This is a genomic window from Streptomyces gardneri, from assembly GCF_006539185.1.
Taxonomy (GTDB): Bacteria; Actinomycetota; Actinomycetes; order Streptomycetales; family Streptomycetaceae; genus Streptomyces; species Streptomyces gardneri.
In genome coordinates this window covers 89,931-105,210 of record NZ_BJMN01000005.1, presented here as the reverse complement: position 1 = coordinate 105,210, position 15,280 = coordinate 89,931, and the positions used below count along the sequence as shown (strand labels likewise).

Sequence of the window (15,280 nt, the reverse complement as noted above, 5' to 3'; positions counted from 1 at the left end):
GACATGCAGACCGCAACCGTCACGCAGGCCACCGCCGTGACGCAGCCCGCCACCGTGCCGGGAGCCACCGCACCACAGACCACCGCCGCGGCCGTGGCGGGGCCCACCGCCGTCACCCGGCCCGGCCATGTGCCGACGCTCCTGCCCCGCGCCCGCCGCCGTACCCGCGCCAACAGCACGGTCAGCGTCGTGGGCGCGGGAATGGCCGGTCTGGTCGCCGCGTACGAGCTGGAGCGGCTCGGGTTCCGCGTCGAGGTCATCGAGGGCAGTCGCCGGCTGGGCGGCCGCGTCCACACGCACCGGTTCGGCGCGTCCGAGGGCGCCCCGTTCGTGGAGCTCGGCGCGATGCGCATCCCGACCGCGCACCACCGCACGATGCGGTACGTCGAGCACCTCGGCCTCGCCGACCAGGTCCGCCCGTTCACGACCCTCCTGTCCGAGGAGAACGCCTTCCTGGCGACCAGCACCGGCCATGTCCGGCTGCGGGACGCGCCCCACGCGCTGATCGCCGACGTCCGCGCCTCGCTGCCGGGCGCCGACCACCGCGAGGAGACCGTGGTGTTCGGCGCGTGGCTCGCGGCCGTGGTCGACGCGGTGGCCCCGCCGGGGCTGCGGGACGGGCTGCGCGCCGATCTCGCCCGCAACCTCCTCGACCTCGTCGAGGAGGTCGACGTGTCCCCGCACCTCCTCGGCAGCGCCAAGGACCGGATAGACGTGCACGGCCTGTTCGCCGCCCATCCGGGGATCCGGGCCGGCTGCGGCACCCGGCTGAACAGCTTCCTCGACGACATCCTCACCGAGACCAGTCCCGAACTGGTGCGGCTCGCCTGCGGCATGGACCAGCTGGTGCAGCGGCTCGCCGCCCGCGTGCGCGGTCCCATCTGGTTCGGGCAGCGGGTGTCCGGCTTCGAGGTGGCCGCCGACCACGTCCTCGTACGGATCGGGGGCGGGCCGGGAGCGACCGTACGGCGCTGCGACTACGTGCTGTGCACCGTGCCGTTCTCCGTGCTGCGGGGCCTCACGCTGACCGGCTTCGACGAGGACAAGCTCGCGGTCGTGCGGGACGTGGACTACTGCCCGGCGACGAAGGTCGCGGTGCACTGCCGCGAGCCGTTCTGGGAGCGCGAGGGGATCCGGGGCGGCGCCTCCTTCAGCGGGGGCCGCATCCGGCAGACGTACTATCCCCCCTCGGCCGCCGAGGGGGCCACGGATCCGGCCCAGGGCGCGGCCCTCCTCGCCAGCTACACGATCGGCGAGGACGCCGACCACCTCGGCCGGATGCCGCCGCCCCTGCGGCACCGGACGGTCGTCGAGGAGCTGGGCCGGATGCATCCGCAGCTGCTGCGCCGCGGGATGGTGCGGGGTGTCGCGAGCCTCGCGTGGGGCGAGCATCCGTGGACGGAGGGCGGCTGCACCATCCGCTGGGGGCAGGACCCCGCCGCCTGCGAGGAGCAGCGCCGGCGGGCCGTGCGGCCGCAGCGCCGGATGTTCTTCGCCGGGGAGCACTGCGCGACCGAGCCCGCGTGGATCGAGGGGGCCGTCGAATCGGCCCTTGAGGCCGTGGACCTCATCGCCCGGCACGCGCCGGGCCGGGGCGTGGCGCCGCGGGTCGGGCTGGAGGCGGCATGAGCGTATTCGACCTGCCCCGGCTGTACTTCGGCGGCACCGCCGTGACCCGGCTGCCCACGGGGCCGCGCGGCGGACTCGTGGACCTGGCGCGCAACACCGCCCTGCGGGGTACGGGCGCCACGAGCGGGTCCGAACACCCGTCGGCGGTGGGCCCGTTCGGGGAGGACGGGCCCGCCGAGGCCTATCACGAGCACCTGGCGGAGCACGGCGCGCGCGGCGGGCACTTCTCCGGGAACGGCCATCTCGTCCTGGACGCCCGCGTGACCGGGGTGGAGCGGGCGGACGGGTCCGTCGAGACGGCCGATCCGGTCGTCGGGCGGGCCGTCGACCTGTGGGGCCACTACAACCCGTATCTGGGCACGACGGTGAACCGCGCCCGGGTCTTCGACGTCGATCCCGCCTCCGCGTGGACGACGACCCTGATGGGCGGCCGGTTCGCGTTCGGACGGGAGGGGCGCTCGCACGACGCGGGCTACCTGTGCGTCGGGGACGTGGCCGGGTTCATGCCGCCCCGGTGGCACGGCTTCGCGCCGGTGTGCCGGACGCTCCACCAGTTCGCGATCGGCGCCGGAGAGGGGCTCGACTGGCCGGCGGGGGCGGTGGACTCCCCCGCCGTCCGCGCCCTGCGGGCCGCCGTGGAGGAGGGCGAAGGCGGCGGGATCGTGGTGCAGTTCACCCTGGAGCGACCGGCCGCGCCGGCCGCGTCCCTCGAGGGCGTAGGGGCCGACGGGCCAGAGGCCGAGGACGCTCCGGGGGTGTGGCGGCTGCGGGGCACCATCGCGCCCTGGCGGCCCGACGAGCCGCGCACACACCCGGCGGGACGACTGCTCGTCCCGTACGGGAGGGAAGTCCGCGCCGGCGGGGGCCCGGGACCGTGCACCGTGCGGGTCTCCCCTGACACGGTGGCGTTCAACTGGCCCTTCGCGCCAGGCCTCGACGCCACCGGCGCGGTGGTACGGGACGGGGGACCCGCCCTGGAGCTGCGGACCGCCCGCTCGGGCCTGCCGGTCGCCGTCCTGCCGGCAGGAGCACCCGAGGGGGGCCGGATCGTGACCGTGCCGGCCGCATCGGCGGAGGGGGTGCGGCGGGCCGCGGAGGAAGGGCTCGCCCTGGTGCGCCCGACGACGGACGGCGAGGACGCGAGCACGGTGCTGCTGCGGGAGCGCGAGGCCGTCGTCCTGACCGACGAGGCCTGCCTGATCCTGGAACACCCCGACCCGGAGCGCGGCGACGAGCACGCGGTCGAGGTCCCGGTCCGGACCTTCCTGCGGGGTGTTCCGGCCGCACTCGATCAGATCGTCGTCCGGCAGTTCCCCAACCCCCGCGCCCTCCCGCTGGATCCGGTGGCCTCGGCCCCGACGGCCCGCTGCGGGGACCTCGAGATCGTCCGGCTCCGGGCCGGCCGGACCGCCGGGGAGAAGCCCGGTGATGCCGTGCCGTCCTCCTGGTGCGGTTTCGCCACGGACGCGCACGGGCGCGGCTGGTTCACCGTCTCCGGTGCGCGCGCCGGCACGGCACGGCTCCTGCTCGCGGCCGGTCCCGAGGAACTGCCACCGCACGACCCGGGGGCCCCGGGCTCCGCCGAGGCCTGCTACGACCACGGGGACGCCCTCGGCTTCTGGCCCTGGGCGGGCTCCGCCGCCGTCCGCGTCCTGCCCGACGACTGGCAGCTGGACGCCGTCCTCCAGCAGGACGTGACCTTCGAGCTGCTGCACCGCGAGGTGTTCGCGTACTACGAGCAGCTGTTCCCGTTCATGCGCGACGAGGTGTTCAGCCTGGCCGACCGCTGCAAGGTGGAGACGTACGCGAAGCTCATCTGGCAGATGTGCGATCCGGCGAACAAGGACCGGACGTACTACATGCCGCCGACCCGTGACCTGTCCCTGCCCAAGGCGCGGCTGCTCCTGAAGTACCTGCGGGCGCAGAGCGCGGCGGCGGCCGTGCCCCCGGCCGCCGTCCCGTCACCGGTCAGCTCCCCTCCGCAGATCACCACCCGGGCCCAGCTGCGGTCGGCGCTCTGGCAGGCCGTCACGGTGGAGCTCGCGACCTCGCTCCAGTACCTCTACGCGGGGTACTCGGTGCCCACGCACGGGACCGGGTTCGAGTACGTCCGCAGCGGGGTGTGGACCCCGCGGCAGCTGCGGCTGGCCTGCGGCGACGGCGGGGAGAGCCTGGCCAAGGGCGTCCGGGACAGCCTCTTCGACGTCGCCAGGGAGGAGATGATGCACTTCCTGGTCGTCAACAACATCCTGATGGCGATGGGCGAGCCGTTCCACGTCCCCGCGATCGACTTCGGCACTCCCGGCAGGCTGCCGCTGCCGCTGGACTTCGCGCTCGAACCGCTGCACCTGGGCAGCCTCCAACGGTTCATCGCCATCGAGCGGCCCGAGCGGCTCGCGGGCGGCACCGGCGCGATGGACGGGCCCGGCCCGTTCGGCTCGCCGAGCGAGCTGTACGCGGGCATCCGGGAGGGCCTGACCCGGGTCCCCGACCTGTTCCCGGTGGACCGGGGACGCGGCGGGGGCGAGCACCACCTCTTCATCGGCGGCACGGTCAACGCCGTACATCCGGACTACCAGTTGGAGGTGGACGACCTGTCGAGCGCGCTCTTCGCCGTCGACTTCGTGACGGAGCAGGGCGAGGGCGGGGTCCTCGACACGGAGAGGGCCGGCTCCGAGTCCCATCACGAGACGTTCGTGCGCCTCGCCGAGCTGCTGATGACGGAGCGCGCCGACGGGCCGCACGGCGAAGGGTCGCCGTGGCACCCGGCGTACCCGTCGCTGCGCAATCCGACGCTCGACCACGGGCACCCCGGGCGTGCGGCGGTGAGCGATCCGCACGCACGGCAGGTGATGCGGCTCTTCAACCGCTGCTACTTCATGATGCTCCAGCTGATCGTGCAGCACTTCGGCGAGAGCCCGGACGGGAGCCTGCGCCGCTCGAAGCTGATGAACGCGGCCATCGACGTGATGACGGGGATGATGCGCCCGCTGGCCGAGCAGCTGATGCCGCTGGAGTCGGGGTGGCGGGGACGGACGGCCGGGCCCTCCTTCGAGCTGGAGGAGCCGCCCGCGTACATCGCGCGCCCCGATGTGGCCCGGCGCGGGTTCGCGATGCGCTTCCGACATCTCGCGGCGATGGCCCGGGAGTGCGAGGGCGTGCCGGACAGGGTGCCGGAGCTGATGGCCTGGTACGCGGAGCGCTTCGCGCACGAAGGGAGGAGCTGAGACCGTGTCGGACAGCAGCAGGAGCAGCAGGAGCGCGAGCGGCGTCGGGGGCAGGGGTACGGGCGCGCCCGGAGCGGCGGCCCGGTCCGCGGTCGAGGAGACCGAGGTGCTGATCGTGGGCGGCGGGCCCGTGGGACTCGCGCTCGCCCTCGACCTCACCCACCGGGGCGTGGACTTCGTCCTGGCGGAGGCCGGGGACGGGCGGGTCACGCACCCGAGGGTCTCCACCGTCGGCCCGCGCGCCATGGAGGCGTTCCGGCGCTGGGGCGTCGCGGACGCGATCCGGGGCGCGGGCTGGCCGGCGGAACACACCCTCGACATCGCGTGGGTGACGGCCGTCGGCGGGTACGAGCTGCACCGGCTGCGGCTCGGCACGGCCGGTGAACGGCCCCTGCCCTCGTACACACCGGAACCCGAGTCGATCTGCCCGCAGCACTGGTTGGCCCCCCTGCTCACCGCACGCCTGGGGGTCCGGCCGGCTGGGCCCGTCCGGCTCGGCACTCGTCTGGTCGATCTCGTCCGGAAGCCCGACCGGGTCGGAGCGGTCCTCGTGGACGGGGCGAGGGTGCGGACGACGGTGCACGCCCGGTATCTGGTGGGCTGCGACGGGGCCTCCTCCCTCGTCCGCAAGGCCTGCGGGATCGCCGTGCCCGAGCGGCACCGCACCCGCACCCTGCGGAACATCCTCTTCCGCGCCCCCGGGCTCGGAGCCGTGCTCGGGGCGCGCGCGGCGCTCGTCCATTTCGTCACGGAACCGGGCGGGCTGCGCTATCCGCTCCGGGCGATGGACGGCCGGGATCTGTACCGGCTGACGTGTCCCGCCGGACCCGCCGAGGCAGAGCGCGTCGTGCGGCGTGCGATCACACCGGACGTGCCGGTGGAGATCCTCTCGGACACCACCTGGCACCTGACCCATCGGGTGGCGTCGGTCTACCGCGACGGACGGGTCTTCCTCGCCGGGGACGCGGCGCACACGCTGTCGCCGTCGGGCGGCTTCGGGCTCGCGACGGGCGTGGGCGACGCGGCCGATCTCGGGTGGAAGCTGGCGGCGGAGCTGGCGGGCTGGGCCGGGGCCGGGCTGCTCGACACGTACGAGAGCGAACGGCGGCCGGTCGCCGTCAGCAGCATGGAGGAGAGCCACCTCAATCTGCGGCGGACCGTCGACCGACGCCTCTCCCCCACGCTGCTCCACGCGACGGAGGACGGGGAGCGGGCCCGCGCCGAACTGGGCCGGGAGATCGCGGACTCCGATCCGCTCAGGGAGTTCGACGCACCCGACCTGCACTTCGCGCACCGGTACGTGTCCACGGCGATCGCACGGGAGGAGGGCTCGGTCGACGCTGTGCCGGAGGGGGCGGACGAGGCGGACGGGCCGGTCTGGAACCGTACGACGCTGCCCGGGGTCCGGGCTCCCCACGCGTGGCTCGGCCCCGGCCGGTCGACACTCGACCTGTACGGAGGGGAGTTCGTCCTGCTCTGCTTCGACGCCGGAGGCGGCACCGGAGGCCGTATCGGCAGAGGTGGCGGCATCGGCATCGGAGGGGGCTCTCCCGACGGTCTCGTCCGCGCCTTCGCCGACCGCCGGGTGCCCCTCCGCGTACGACACTGCCGCGACCCTCGGGTGGCGCGGAGGTACGAGCGGCCGTATGTGCTGGTGCGCCCGGACGGGCACGTGGCGTGGCGCGGGGCCGCCCCGCCTCCCGATCCGCTGCGGATCGCGGACCTGGTGCGCGGGGCCGGCGGATGAGCGGGCGGACGGGCGGGGCGGGCACGGGAGCGGGCAGGCCGGCTAGGGCAGCAGGCGGGGCGCCGGAACCCTTCGACCCGGCGCGGCTCGACCTGGCCGACCCCTATCCCGTCTACCGGCGCTACCGCGAGACGGACCCGGTGCACGCCGTGCGGGGCGGGCCGGACGCGCACGGCGATGCGGCGCCCACGACCTGGTATCTCTTCGGCCACGCGGAGGTGGCGCACGTCCTGGCGGGCCGGAGCTTCGCCCGGTCCTCCCCACTGACGGCGCGAGCGGCGCCGGTCCCGGACGGGTACGTCACACTGCGGCGGGTCGTCGAGAACTGGCTCGTCTTCCTCGACCCGCCCCGGCACACGCGGTTGCGCGCCCGGGTGACGCCGCCGCTCGGGGCCGCCGCGGTGGCGGCGCTGCGTCCGCGCGTACGGGAGATCGCGGAGGAGCTCGTCGCGCCGCTCGCGCGCCGGTCGGCGGTGGAGCTCGTCGAGGGTTTCGCGGCTCCGTACCCCCTGCTGGTCATCGGCGGGCTGCTCGGGGTGGAGGCCGAGCTGTGGCCGTGGTTCCGTGCGCAGGCGCTGGCCCTCCAGCAGGCGGGTGGTACCCGGGGCGACCGGACGCCGGCCGCGCTGGACGGGGCCGAGCGGGCGGCGGCGGAGCTGGACGGGTACTTCCACCGGGAGCTGGCGGCGCGGCGTACCGAGGACCGGGGGGACCTCCTCTCGGCGCTGGCCCGGGCCGGGGCGGAGGATCCGTCGTTGAGCGGCTCGGAGCTGGCGGCGACCTGCACGCATCTGCTGACCGCCGGGCACGAGACGACGACGGGGCTGATCGGCAAGGCGGTGCTCGCGCTGCTCGCGCGCCCGGAGGTGGCGGACGAACTCCGGGCCGATCCGGGGTTGTTGCCGAACGCCGTGGACGAGTTCCTGCGGCACGATCCGCCCGTGCAGATGGTGACGCGATGGGCTCAGCGGGACACGGAGCTGGCGGGCCGGACCGTCCGCCGCGGCGACCGCCTGCAGTTGGTCCTGGGCTCGGCCCACCGGGACCCGGACCGCTTCCCGGACCCCGACGTCCTCGACATCCACCGGGACAGCGGCCGCCACTGCGCGTTCGGTCTGGGCATCCACTACTGCGCGGGGGCGGCGCTCGCGCGGGCGGAGGCGGAGATCGGACTCGGCGTCCTGCTCGACCGGCTGCCCGCGCTCGCCCCGGGCGCCCGGCCGGGCGTCGAGGTGGAGTACGCCCCTGACTGGGTGTTCCACGGCCCGTCCCGATTGACGCTGACGCCGGCTTCGCCTCCCTGACGCCCCGGGAGGCCTCCGGGAACTCCCGCACCCCAGTCCTCGTTATACCCCCCACGGGTATAACGAGGAGGTTCCGTGACCACGAGAAGACTGACCGCGCTCACCCCCGAGCAGGCGCCGGGCCGGGCACGCGAGGTGCTCACCGACATCGTCGAACGGCACGGTTCGGTCGGCGAGATGGTGTCGACGATGGCGCACTCGCCCGCGCTGCTCGACGGCTATCTGAGCCTGTCCCGGGCGATGAAACGGGTGAAGATCCCCCGCGCCCTCAGCGAGAAGCTGTCGCTCGCCGTGCAGGAGTGGATCGGCTGCGGCACCTGCCGCGAGGCCCACCGCTCGGCCGGGCGCGCGGCGGGGCTGAGCGAGACGGACATCGAACTGGCCCGCCAGGGCACGTCGACCGATCCGCGCGAGGCGGCGCTCATCGGCCTCGCGCTCCGGGTCCTCGCCGAGCCGGGCTCGCTCTCCGACGAGGACGTCGCCGAGGTACGGGCGCACGGCTGGAGCGACCGGGTGATCGCGGAGGTGGTCGGGGTGGTCACGCTCAACCTGCTGACCGGGGCCTTCAATCTCCTCGCGGGCATCCAGCCGGAGTCCGGTCCGGAGGCGTGACCGCCCGCCCCGCGAGGGCGTCGTCGGACAGGATCGAGCGGGCCACGAGGAGGAGTTCGGTGACCCGTGGCCCGGTCAGCGTGTAGTAGACGGCCACGCCCTCGCGCCGGGCGACGACGAGGTTCGCCCGGCGCAGCACGGCCAACTGCTGGGAGAGGTACGCCGCTTCGACGCCGGTGTCCCGCAGCATCTCGGCGACCGCGTGCTCACGCTCGCTCAGCAGCTCCAGGACGCGGATCCGGACGGGGTGTCCCAGCGTTTTGAAGAACTCCGCCTTCGACTGGTAGAGCGGCGCGCTCATCGCACCCACCCCGCGCCTCGCGTCGGACCAGCACCGTGCACCATGCCCCCCATACTCGCGCCTTCCGGGGTGCGCGGACTAGGGCCTGTCTTCTGGACGAGCCCGGCATGATCCGAAAGACAGGCCCTGGCGATCTCCGGAGCTGGTCCGCGCGGAGCGCCGGGCCCGTCTCACTCGCTCGGCCACGCGTCGCTGCGCCAGGCGCGCTGTTCCGCACCCGCGTCGAGGTGGGCGGCGAACGCCGCGTCGAGGTCGCAGTGGACCGGGATCACCGGGTCGTCGCCCGTGGCGGCGAGGGAGCCTTCGGCGGGGATCGCGGCGAGTTCGAGACTCCGGCCCGCGGCGCGGAGCCGGTGGGCCGCCTCCGAGACGGCGCGCTGCCCGCCCGTGGACCAGCCGCGCAGCCGGCTCAGGTCGAGGACGACAGGTCCCGTGCCGCGCGCGACCGCCCAGCCCACGGCGCCGGTGAACCGGCCGAGCGCGTCGGCACCGAGGAACCCGGCCAGGGACAGCACGCCCAGCTCCTGCTGGACCGTGTAACGCCATTCGATCGTCATGCGCGTCGTCTTCCCTGTCGTTCGGCGGTGGCGCCGGGTGCGGCGGCGGGAGGGCGTGGGGGCCGGACCAGGATGGAACGATTTGCAGGATTGTGCAATATCCCATCTCACGGAGCGGATGGGGGTCGCGGACGGGCCGCTCCGGTCGTGGGTCAGGACCTCGCGGCTGCGTCGGCTCGGCCCGCCTCGGGGGCCTCGATCTCGGGAGCCGTGAAGGTGACGTCGGCGGTGGGGACGGTGACCTCCGCGTCGCTTCCGAGGGCGTAGGCCGCGACGCGGGAGACCGTCGCCGCCGGTACGGCCTCGCAGATGCCCGGCACCGCAGGGCAGTCCTGGGTGGCGTGGGCGTCGTACGGCACGACGACGCGATAGCCGCGCTCCAGGGCCGTACGGGCCGTCGCCTGCACACACATCTCGGACATCACACCGCAGACGGCGACCGCCCTGACCCCGGCGCCGGCGAGTACCTCGCCCAGCGGGGTCGCGTGGAAGCCGTCGTCCCGGGGCTTGCGGATCACCAGCTCCCGGGGGCCGGGCAGGACGGGATGGTGGAGTTCCCAGCCCGGCGTGTGGGGCTCGTCCTCCGCTCCGGGCGGCCCGTCGTTCTGGAGGTGGACGACGAGTGCCCCGTCCCTCCGCGCCCGGGCGATCAGGTCCGTCGTCCGCTCGACGATCAGGTCGGCCGCGGGCACGGCCCCGTCACCGACGACGAAGGCCGACTGCACGTCCACGACGATCAGGGCGTCCACGGGCTGCGTGTGCTGGGTCATCCCGCCATGATCGCGCCCATGTGCCCCGCCGCTCCACAGGATTTCGGCCGATCGCGGGCCTGATGACGTCTGCTCGCATCGGGGACACGAAGCCTGGGGCGCGTCCCGAATGGACACGGTCGCCCGCCGTGTGCGGCGCGGTGGGCAGGTCCCGGCGCCGGGAACCGGCGCCAGGACCTTGAGCGGACCCGCGGCAACGAGTCGGCTCTCTCCGGTGTCTGAGTTGCCCGCAGTACCTCGAAGAACGCCCGGCACGAGCACAATCCGCAGCCGGGCGCAGGGACAAAGATCGGGCATGCCGCAACGGACGTCAACAGCGGGACATTGATGCGGATACTTTCGGCGCTCATGCCCTCTGACCTGGGCTCCTACAGGTACGGCCGCACCCGGAAGGCCTTCGGAAGCAAGGGACGCTCCTGCGGATATCGGCGACGGGCCCGCGAAAAGGTGGGACGCACCTGCGGATACTCGTCCCCCGTCTCTCACCTGAGCAGGGAGAACGTCCGGTTGAGGCAGTCCCCGGAGGGCGCTCCCCTCAGGGACACGGACGCGGATTCGACCGGTCGGGAGTTCGTGCGGAGGCTCCGCATGCTGCAACATCACTCACCACGAGGGCGGCGGCAACCGCCCTGAACGACCGATCAGTTCACCCGTAGCACGTCGCCCGCAGTCCACCGGAAACAGAGGTTCTTCCCATGAACGACTCCACGTGCGGCACATCCCGCACCGCACCGCGCCGCCTTTCCGCCCGGGACACCGCGGTCGTGATCGTCATCATCGTGACCGCCGCCTTACTGGCGTACGCCGGCTGGCAGATCGTCAGCATGCTCGTCCTGACCGCCGAGGTGGCGACGCTCGGTGTGCGCTTCCTGCGCCGCCTGCGAGGCGGCGGTGGCCGGCCCGCGCCGGGGCTCACGGAGGTCTAGCCAGCGATGGGGCGCCGTGAGAATCCGATCGCGCAGTGCAGCAAATCCCTGCGGATCCTCGCCACATGGCTGCGTGACGGCCGGGCGGAGGTGGGGCTGACCTACGGTCAGCTCGCCGCCCGCACCGACTTCAGCGCGGACACTCTCGCGCGCGCCGCCTCGGGACGCCATGTGCCGCAGAGCCCGAGCGTCGTCGTCGCCTACGCTCAGGCCTGCGGCCGCAGCACCAAAGAGGCGGAGCGGCTGTGGAAGCTGGCCCGCCGCGACGAAGCCCACGCCCAGGGCGTCCTTCGAGGACACCGCAGCGGAGGTCACATCAGCGTCGTGAAGGACTTCGCCGACCTGCGCTCCGCCATCGTCGACCTCTACCAGCACGACGGCGGCCCTCCACTGCGCAGCCTGGACCAGCGCATCGGCGGAGTGGGCCGCCTTCCCCACAGCACGGTCGGACGTGTTCTGGCCGGCCGGTCGACGCCCGGCCGCGCCCTCGTCCTCGCCTTCGCCGAGGCCTGCGGCGTACGCAAGGCCGACCTCGCGGAGTGGGGCAAGGCATGGGACCGTGCCGATGCCGACCGCCGCACCACCCGCGCGCGCCGCAGTCGGCCGACCGCCGACCTCCACACCCACGACCGGGTCACACCGCGAGACCTGCAGCTCCTGATGAGCGACCTGGAGGCCTCCGCCCGCAAGGAGCCCGGGCTCAAGCTCCTCGTGACGGTGCCCGACCCGAACGAGGCCCGCCCCGACCAGTCCGCGCGCATGACCCGGGAGCTGCTCGTCGACCAGGCGCAGCGACGGGGAGAGCTCGCCTGCCCGCAGTGCCGCCGGCCGTCGTTCGGCTACGACGGTACGAGGGGATGGATCGCGGCCCCGTGCAGGGACTGCTCCGTCGACCGTGCCGTTACACCCCCGGGCCTGGCGCCGGACACCCCGACGCTGATGCTGAGGCTGCCCACGGCCCCCGACCGGACCCCGCTCCCGCGACGGGCGCCCCGCACGTCCTGGCCGCGTCCTACGGAAGGGCCGCCCACGCTGTCGCTGAGGGCCGATGACCTCCCGACCCTCACCGACCGCCCGACCCTCACCGACCGACCGGCGCCCGCCGAGCCCGGCGCCCCGGCCACCGACTGGTTCGCGCCGCCGCGAACCGCTCACACGCCGCCCCGGCCGAGCACGGTCCCCACGCCGTCCGGCAGGGCGGGTACCGTCCGCATCCGCATCAACATTCCTGGCGGCAGGCCCGTCCCGCCCATCGTGGTGAACCGTCCGCAGCACGACGCACCTGATCCACACAGGATGAACGGGGGTGCGTCACCGGCCCGCCCCGACGCGTGAAGACCACGCTCCACGGCTGGACCCTGGGCCCCCTTCGCTGCCGCCACCCGCCTTCGACAGGAGCCGGCGGCCCGCGACACCGGTGGTGAACAGGCCGGCGACGAGGGCGAGAAGCGAGACACCCGGGCCGGACGTCCAGTCGACGGACCGGGCGTGGACGGCGAGGAGGACGGCGACGGCCAGTGCCACCGACGGCACGGCCGTGAGGGCCGGGCGGATACGGGCCAGGTCGTCCTCGGCGAGGGAGCCGAGGACGCCGACGCCGAGCGCGAGCGCCCACACCCCGAGGCCTTGCGCGTCGGCGCGGTTCACCGTCCACGGCAGGAGCGGGCCCCAGAAGGCGGGGAAGGCGAGGAGACCCGCGCCGATGCCGAGCCATCCGGAGCCGAGGACCGCGAGGAGCGGCTTCGACCAGCCGGGCAGCGGGGCGACGCGCAAACGCCCGGCCGCCCCGGGCGGGGCCGGCCTGCGGTACTGCGCGGCGAGGCACACGACGGCGGCGAGCGCGAGCAGCCCGAGGGTGGCGACCCAGCCGAGGCTGAAGAGGGCGAGGAACAACGGGCCGCCGTGCACGGCCTGAAGGGTGCCGCCGTTGAGCAGGCTCACCGCGAAGAGGCCGACGAGGACGATCGCGAGCGGCAGGACGAGGCTGCGTGCCTCCTCCCAGTAACGGGCCCTGGCGAGGCCGAACAGCGCGGGTGCGACCCCTGCCATGGCGGCCCCCAGGAGCCCGGGGCTGAGCGGCTCCAGGGACACCCACGCGCCGGCCGCGTATCCAGCCAGGCTCGTGACGGCGAGCAGGGCGCCCACGGTGAGGCTGATGCCGCCCACGACGCTGCTCAGGATCACCACGGCGGGCGAGAGCTCCCGGCCGCCGACCGTGCCACCGCCGTCATCCACACCGGCACCGGCACCGGCACCGGCACCGGCACCGGCCTCGACCTCGGCACCGGCGCCTTGAGGCGAAGGTGTCTCCGGGGCACCCATCAGCGGTCGCCTTCCCCTGAGACGGCCGCGGCGGACACCGCGCCGGGGGTGGCCATCGCCGCCTCCTGACCGGTCGGCCGCTCGGCCGACGCCTGCTGCCGCTTGAGGAGTTCGCGACCGTACAGCACGCGCAGGCTCACCACGGTGACGGCCGCGTAGGCGAGTATCCCGCAGCCGATGCCGACGCCGGCGGTCAGGGCCGTGAGCCGGTCGAGGCCCATGGTCCTCTCCAGTACGGGCACGGCCACCGCCGAGAACGCGGGCGCCAGAAGCAGCGCCGCCAGATGCAGGCGCCACTCCTCGCGCGCCCACTCGGCACCCCGCACGCGCGCGCGTGCCGCCCGCACCGCGATGACGGCGTAGGTGACGGCGTACGGGACGACGTAGGCGAGGAGCAGTCGGCGTCCGCCCGTCCCCTGACCGAGGAAGGCCACCGTGATCCAGGCCAGTCCTGCGGCGCCCGCGAGGTGGGCGGCGACCAGGACCGGCCCCGGGCACCAGGTGCCGGTCAGGCCGGGGACGGTGGCGCGCCGGTCGAGCGCGCGGGAGGCGAGCAGGGCGCCGAAGGAGACGAGGGAACCGAGGTGCATGATCGCGACGCGGTTGATGTCCTGGATCGAGAGCCCGGGATAGAGCGAGGGCAGGAATCCCCATTCGAGGCGGAGCAGCGGAGCGGTCATCAGGAAGCCGTAGCAGAGCAACATCCAGCGCTGGTGCAGGTCCGGGAGGCCGCGGACGGCGGCGAGGACGCCGAGGGTCACGCTGCCGACGGTGCCGACCAGGATCGTGGCGAGGACGATCCAGAACGCGGCCCCGCTGAACGCCTGCTCCGGCGGGGTGCGGACGAGGTAGAGGGCGGCGCCGGCCATCGACACGTACACGGTGACGGCGAAGGCGGTCCCCGCGATCCGGTGCAGCCGGACGCGCCGCCGCACGGCCGAGAGCAGCTGGACGGGGCCGAGCAGCATCAACAGGCCGCCGAGGACGGAGTGCACGATCAGCGGGGCCAGGCTGCGGCTGTACGGGCCGATCCGGTCGCGCACGGCCTCGGCCACGAACTCCGGGGAGACGGACCGGCCGAGGAGCCACTCGCCCAGGGCGGGTGCCCCGGGGCTCGCGTACGGCCAGATTTCGGTGACCGCGATCGGCGCGTACGCCAGGCAGACCACCGTGACCGCGAGTGCGGCCGCCCTTCCCCGTCTCGTGCTTGTCGGACGCCCCACGGCGGATCCCCCTCCGAACGCGCGATAGTCCTTTCTGGACTATGGAGGAAGGTAGGACGGGAGACGGCCGGGGTCAACCGGTCGGTAACAAAGTCGGAGAGGAAGGCGAGCCGGCGACCGGTCAGGGCTCGCGGGTCTCCACCCACTGCCAGAAGTCGACCATCATCCGCTCGTACCGGATGCCGAACTCCAGCGCCTCGCGCTGCCCGCGCGTCAGCAACTCCCCCACACCCTCGGCCAGTTCCTCGTACTCGCCGAGGGTCCGACGGTGTTCCTCGACCTGGACGGGGGCGTGGACGCGCGGGCTGGCGCCGAACCACAGCTTGAGGATGCCGCGCTCACGGGCCTCGACCGGGACGAAGGAGGAGTCGGCGAGCCAGCTCCGCAGGGCCGCCGTCCCCTCCTCCGTCAGCTTCATCAGCCGCCGGTTGCGGCCACCGGACTGCCGCACCTCCGAGAGCAGCCCCGCCTCCAGGAGCCGGTCGCACTGGGCGTAGACCTGAGCGTGGGGCATCGACCAGAAGGGGGCCACGGTTCGCGCGGCCTCGACCTTCACGTCGTACGGACTCGCCTCGCCCAGGTGGTCGATGATGCCGAGCACGAGGAAGGAAGGCGTGGTCAACCGGACTTCAGACATGCCGCGACGGTATCGCGGGGAGCAC

Annotated in this window: 13 protein-coding genes; 7 read left to right on the top strand and 6 right to left on the bottom strand. The window is 74.0% G+C overall.

Going from position 1 to position 15,280, the window contains the following annotated elements:
• The first annotated feature begins 3 nt into the window (after window positions 1-3).
• The 5 genes from SGA01_RS02980 to SGA01_RS02960 all read left to right on the top strand — a co-directional run bounded on the left by SGA01_RS02980 (window position 4) and on the right by SGA01_RS02960 (window position 8,519).
• Window positions 4-1,629 (top strand): flavin monoamine oxidase family protein, encoded by a 1,626-nt coding sequence (locus SGA01_RS02980; RefSeq protein ID WP_229917941.1) that lies wholly within the window; start codon window positions 4-6, stop codon window positions 1,627-1,629.
• Window positions 1,626-4,856, top strand: a complete 3,231-nt coding sequence (locus SGA01_RS02975; protein WP_141293005.1) for a ferritin-like domain-containing protein — start codon at window positions 1,626-1,628, stop codon at window positions 4,854-4,856. The genes SGA01_RS02980 and SGA01_RS02975 overlap by 4 nt, the downstream gene beginning before the upstream one ends.
• A 4-nt stretch (window positions 4,857-4,860) precedes the next feature.
• Window positions 4,861-6,603, top strand: coding sequence for an FAD-dependent monooxygenase (locus SGA01_RS02970; RefSeq protein WP_141293003.1), 1,743 nt, complete (start codon window positions 4,861-4,863; stop codon window positions 6,601-6,603).
• Window positions 6,600-7,907, top strand: a complete 1,308-nt coding sequence (locus tag SGA01_RS02965) for a cytochrome P450 (RefSeq protein WP_141293001.1) — start codon at window positions 6,600-6,602, stop codon at window positions 7,905-7,907. The genes SGA01_RS02970 and SGA01_RS02965 overlap by 4 nt, the downstream gene beginning before the upstream one ends.
• A 75-nt stretch (window positions 7,908-7,982) precedes the next feature.
• Complete coding sequence (locus SGA01_RS02960; protein WP_141292999.1) at window positions 7,983-8,519, top strand: carboxymuconolactone decarboxylase family protein; 537 nt, start codon at window positions 7,983-7,985, stop codon at window positions 8,517-8,519.
• Here the strand turns inward: SGA01_RS02960 and SGA01_RS02955 are convergent.
• The 3 genes from SGA01_RS02955 to SGA01_RS02945 all read right to left on the bottom strand — a co-directional run bounded on the left by SGA01_RS02955 (window position 8,473) and on the right by SGA01_RS02945 (window position 10,147).
• Window positions 8,473-8,820, bottom strand: a complete 348-nt coding sequence (locus SGA01_RS02955; RefSeq protein ID WP_055644831.1) for an ArsR/SmtB family transcription factor — start codon at window positions 8,818-8,820, stop codon at window positions 8,473-8,475. The genes SGA01_RS02960 and SGA01_RS02955 overlap by 47 nt on opposite strands.
• 170 nt (window positions 8,821-8,990) lie before the next feature.
• Complete coding sequence (locus tag SGA01_RS02950; RefSeq protein ID WP_141292997.1) at window positions 8,991-9,377, bottom strand: STAS domain-containing protein; 387 nt, start codon at window positions 9,375-9,377, stop codon at window positions 8,991-8,993.
• A gap of 152 nt (window positions 9,378-9,529) precedes the next feature.
• The gene (locus SGA01_RS02945) at window positions 9,530-10,147 is read right to left on the bottom strand and encodes an isochorismatase family protein (RefSeq protein ID WP_141292995.1); all 618 of its coding nucleotides are present in this window, start codon (window positions 10,145-10,147) and stop codon (window positions 9,530-9,532) included.
• A gap of 695 nt (window positions 10,148-10,842) precedes the next feature.
• Between SGA01_RS02945 and SGA01_RS02940 the strand changes: the two genes are divergently transcribed.
• Together SGA01_RS02940 and SGA01_RS02935 are read left to right on the top strand one after the other, a co-directional pair.
• A complete protein-coding gene (locus tag SGA01_RS02940) occupies window positions 10,843-11,073 on the top strand; it encodes a hypothetical protein (protein WP_141292993.1) in 231 nt (76 codons plus the stop codon).
• 6 nt (window positions 11,074-11,079) lie between these two features.
• Complete coding sequence (locus SGA01_RS02935; RefSeq protein ID WP_141292991.1) at window positions 11,080-12,408, top strand: helix-turn-helix domain-containing protein; 1,329 nt, start codon at window positions 11,080-11,082, stop codon at window positions 12,406-12,408.
• On the opposite strand, the gene SGA01_RS02930 is transcribed toward SGA01_RS02935, so the two are convergent.
• From SGA01_RS02930 to SGA01_RS02920, 3 genes are all read right to left on the bottom strand, one after another.
• The gene (locus tag SGA01_RS02930; protein ID WP_141292989.1) at window positions 12,385-13,395 is read right to left on the bottom strand and encodes a hypothetical protein; all 1,011 of its coding nucleotides are present in this window, start codon (window positions 13,393-13,395) and stop codon (window positions 12,385-12,387) included. The two genes, SGA01_RS02935 and SGA01_RS02930, sit on opposite strands and share 24 nt — an antisense overlap.
• Entirely contained in the window at window positions 13,395-14,618 is a 1,224-nt protein-coding gene (locus SGA01_RS02925) for a DUF2306 domain-containing protein (protein ID WP_141292987.1), read from the bottom strand. The genes SGA01_RS02930 and SGA01_RS02925 overlap by 1 nt, the downstream gene beginning before the upstream one ends.
• A gap of 121 nt (window positions 14,619-14,739) precedes the next feature.
• On the bottom strand, window positions 14,740-15,255 hold the full coding sequence (locus SGA01_RS02920) for a PadR family transcriptional regulator (RefSeq protein WP_141292985.1): 516 nt from the start codon (window positions 15,253-15,255) through the stop codon (window positions 14,740-14,742).
• Window positions 15,256-15,280: the final 25 nt, after the last annotated feature.

Coding starts and splice junctions, on each gene's coding strand:
- SGA01_RS02975 (WP_141293005.1), top strand. CDS start 1,626: ATGAGCGTATTCGACCTGCCCCGGCTGTACTTCGGCGGCACCGCCGTG.
- SGA01_RS02920 (WP_141292985.1), bottom strand. CDS start 15,255: ATGTCTGAAGTCCGGTTGACCACGCCTTCCTTCCTCGTGCTCGGCATC.
- SGA01_RS02935 (WP_141292991.1), top strand. CDS start 11,080: ATGGGGCGCCGTGAGAATCCGATCGCGCAGTGCAGCAAATCCCTGCGG.
- SGA01_RS02980 (WP_229917941.1), top strand. CDS start 4: ATGCAGACCGCAACCGTCACGCAGGCCACCGCCGTGACGCAGCCCGCC.
- SGA01_RS02940 (WP_141292993.1), top strand. CDS start 10,843: ATGAACGACTCCACGTGCGGCACATCCCGCACCGCACCGCGCCGCCTT.
- SGA01_RS02930 (WP_141292989.1), bottom strand. CDS start 13,395: ATGGGTGCCCCGGAGACACCTTCGCCTCAAGGCGCCGGTGCCGAGGTC.
- SGA01_RS02950 (WP_141292997.1), bottom strand. CDS start 9,377: ATGACGATCGAATGGCGTTACACGGTCCAGCAGGAGCTGGGCGTGCTG.
- SGA01_RS02955 (WP_055644831.1), bottom strand. CDS start 8,820: ATGAGCGCGCCGCTCTACCAGTCGAAGGCGGAGTTCTTCAAAACGCTG.
- SGA01_RS02945 (WP_141292995.1), bottom strand. CDS start 10,147: ATGACCCAGCACACGCAGCCCGTGGACGCCCTGATCGTCGTGGACGTG.
- SGA01_RS02965 (WP_141293001.1), top strand. CDS start 6,600: ATGAGCGGGCGGACGGGCGGGGCGGGCACGGGAGCGGGCAGGCCGGCT.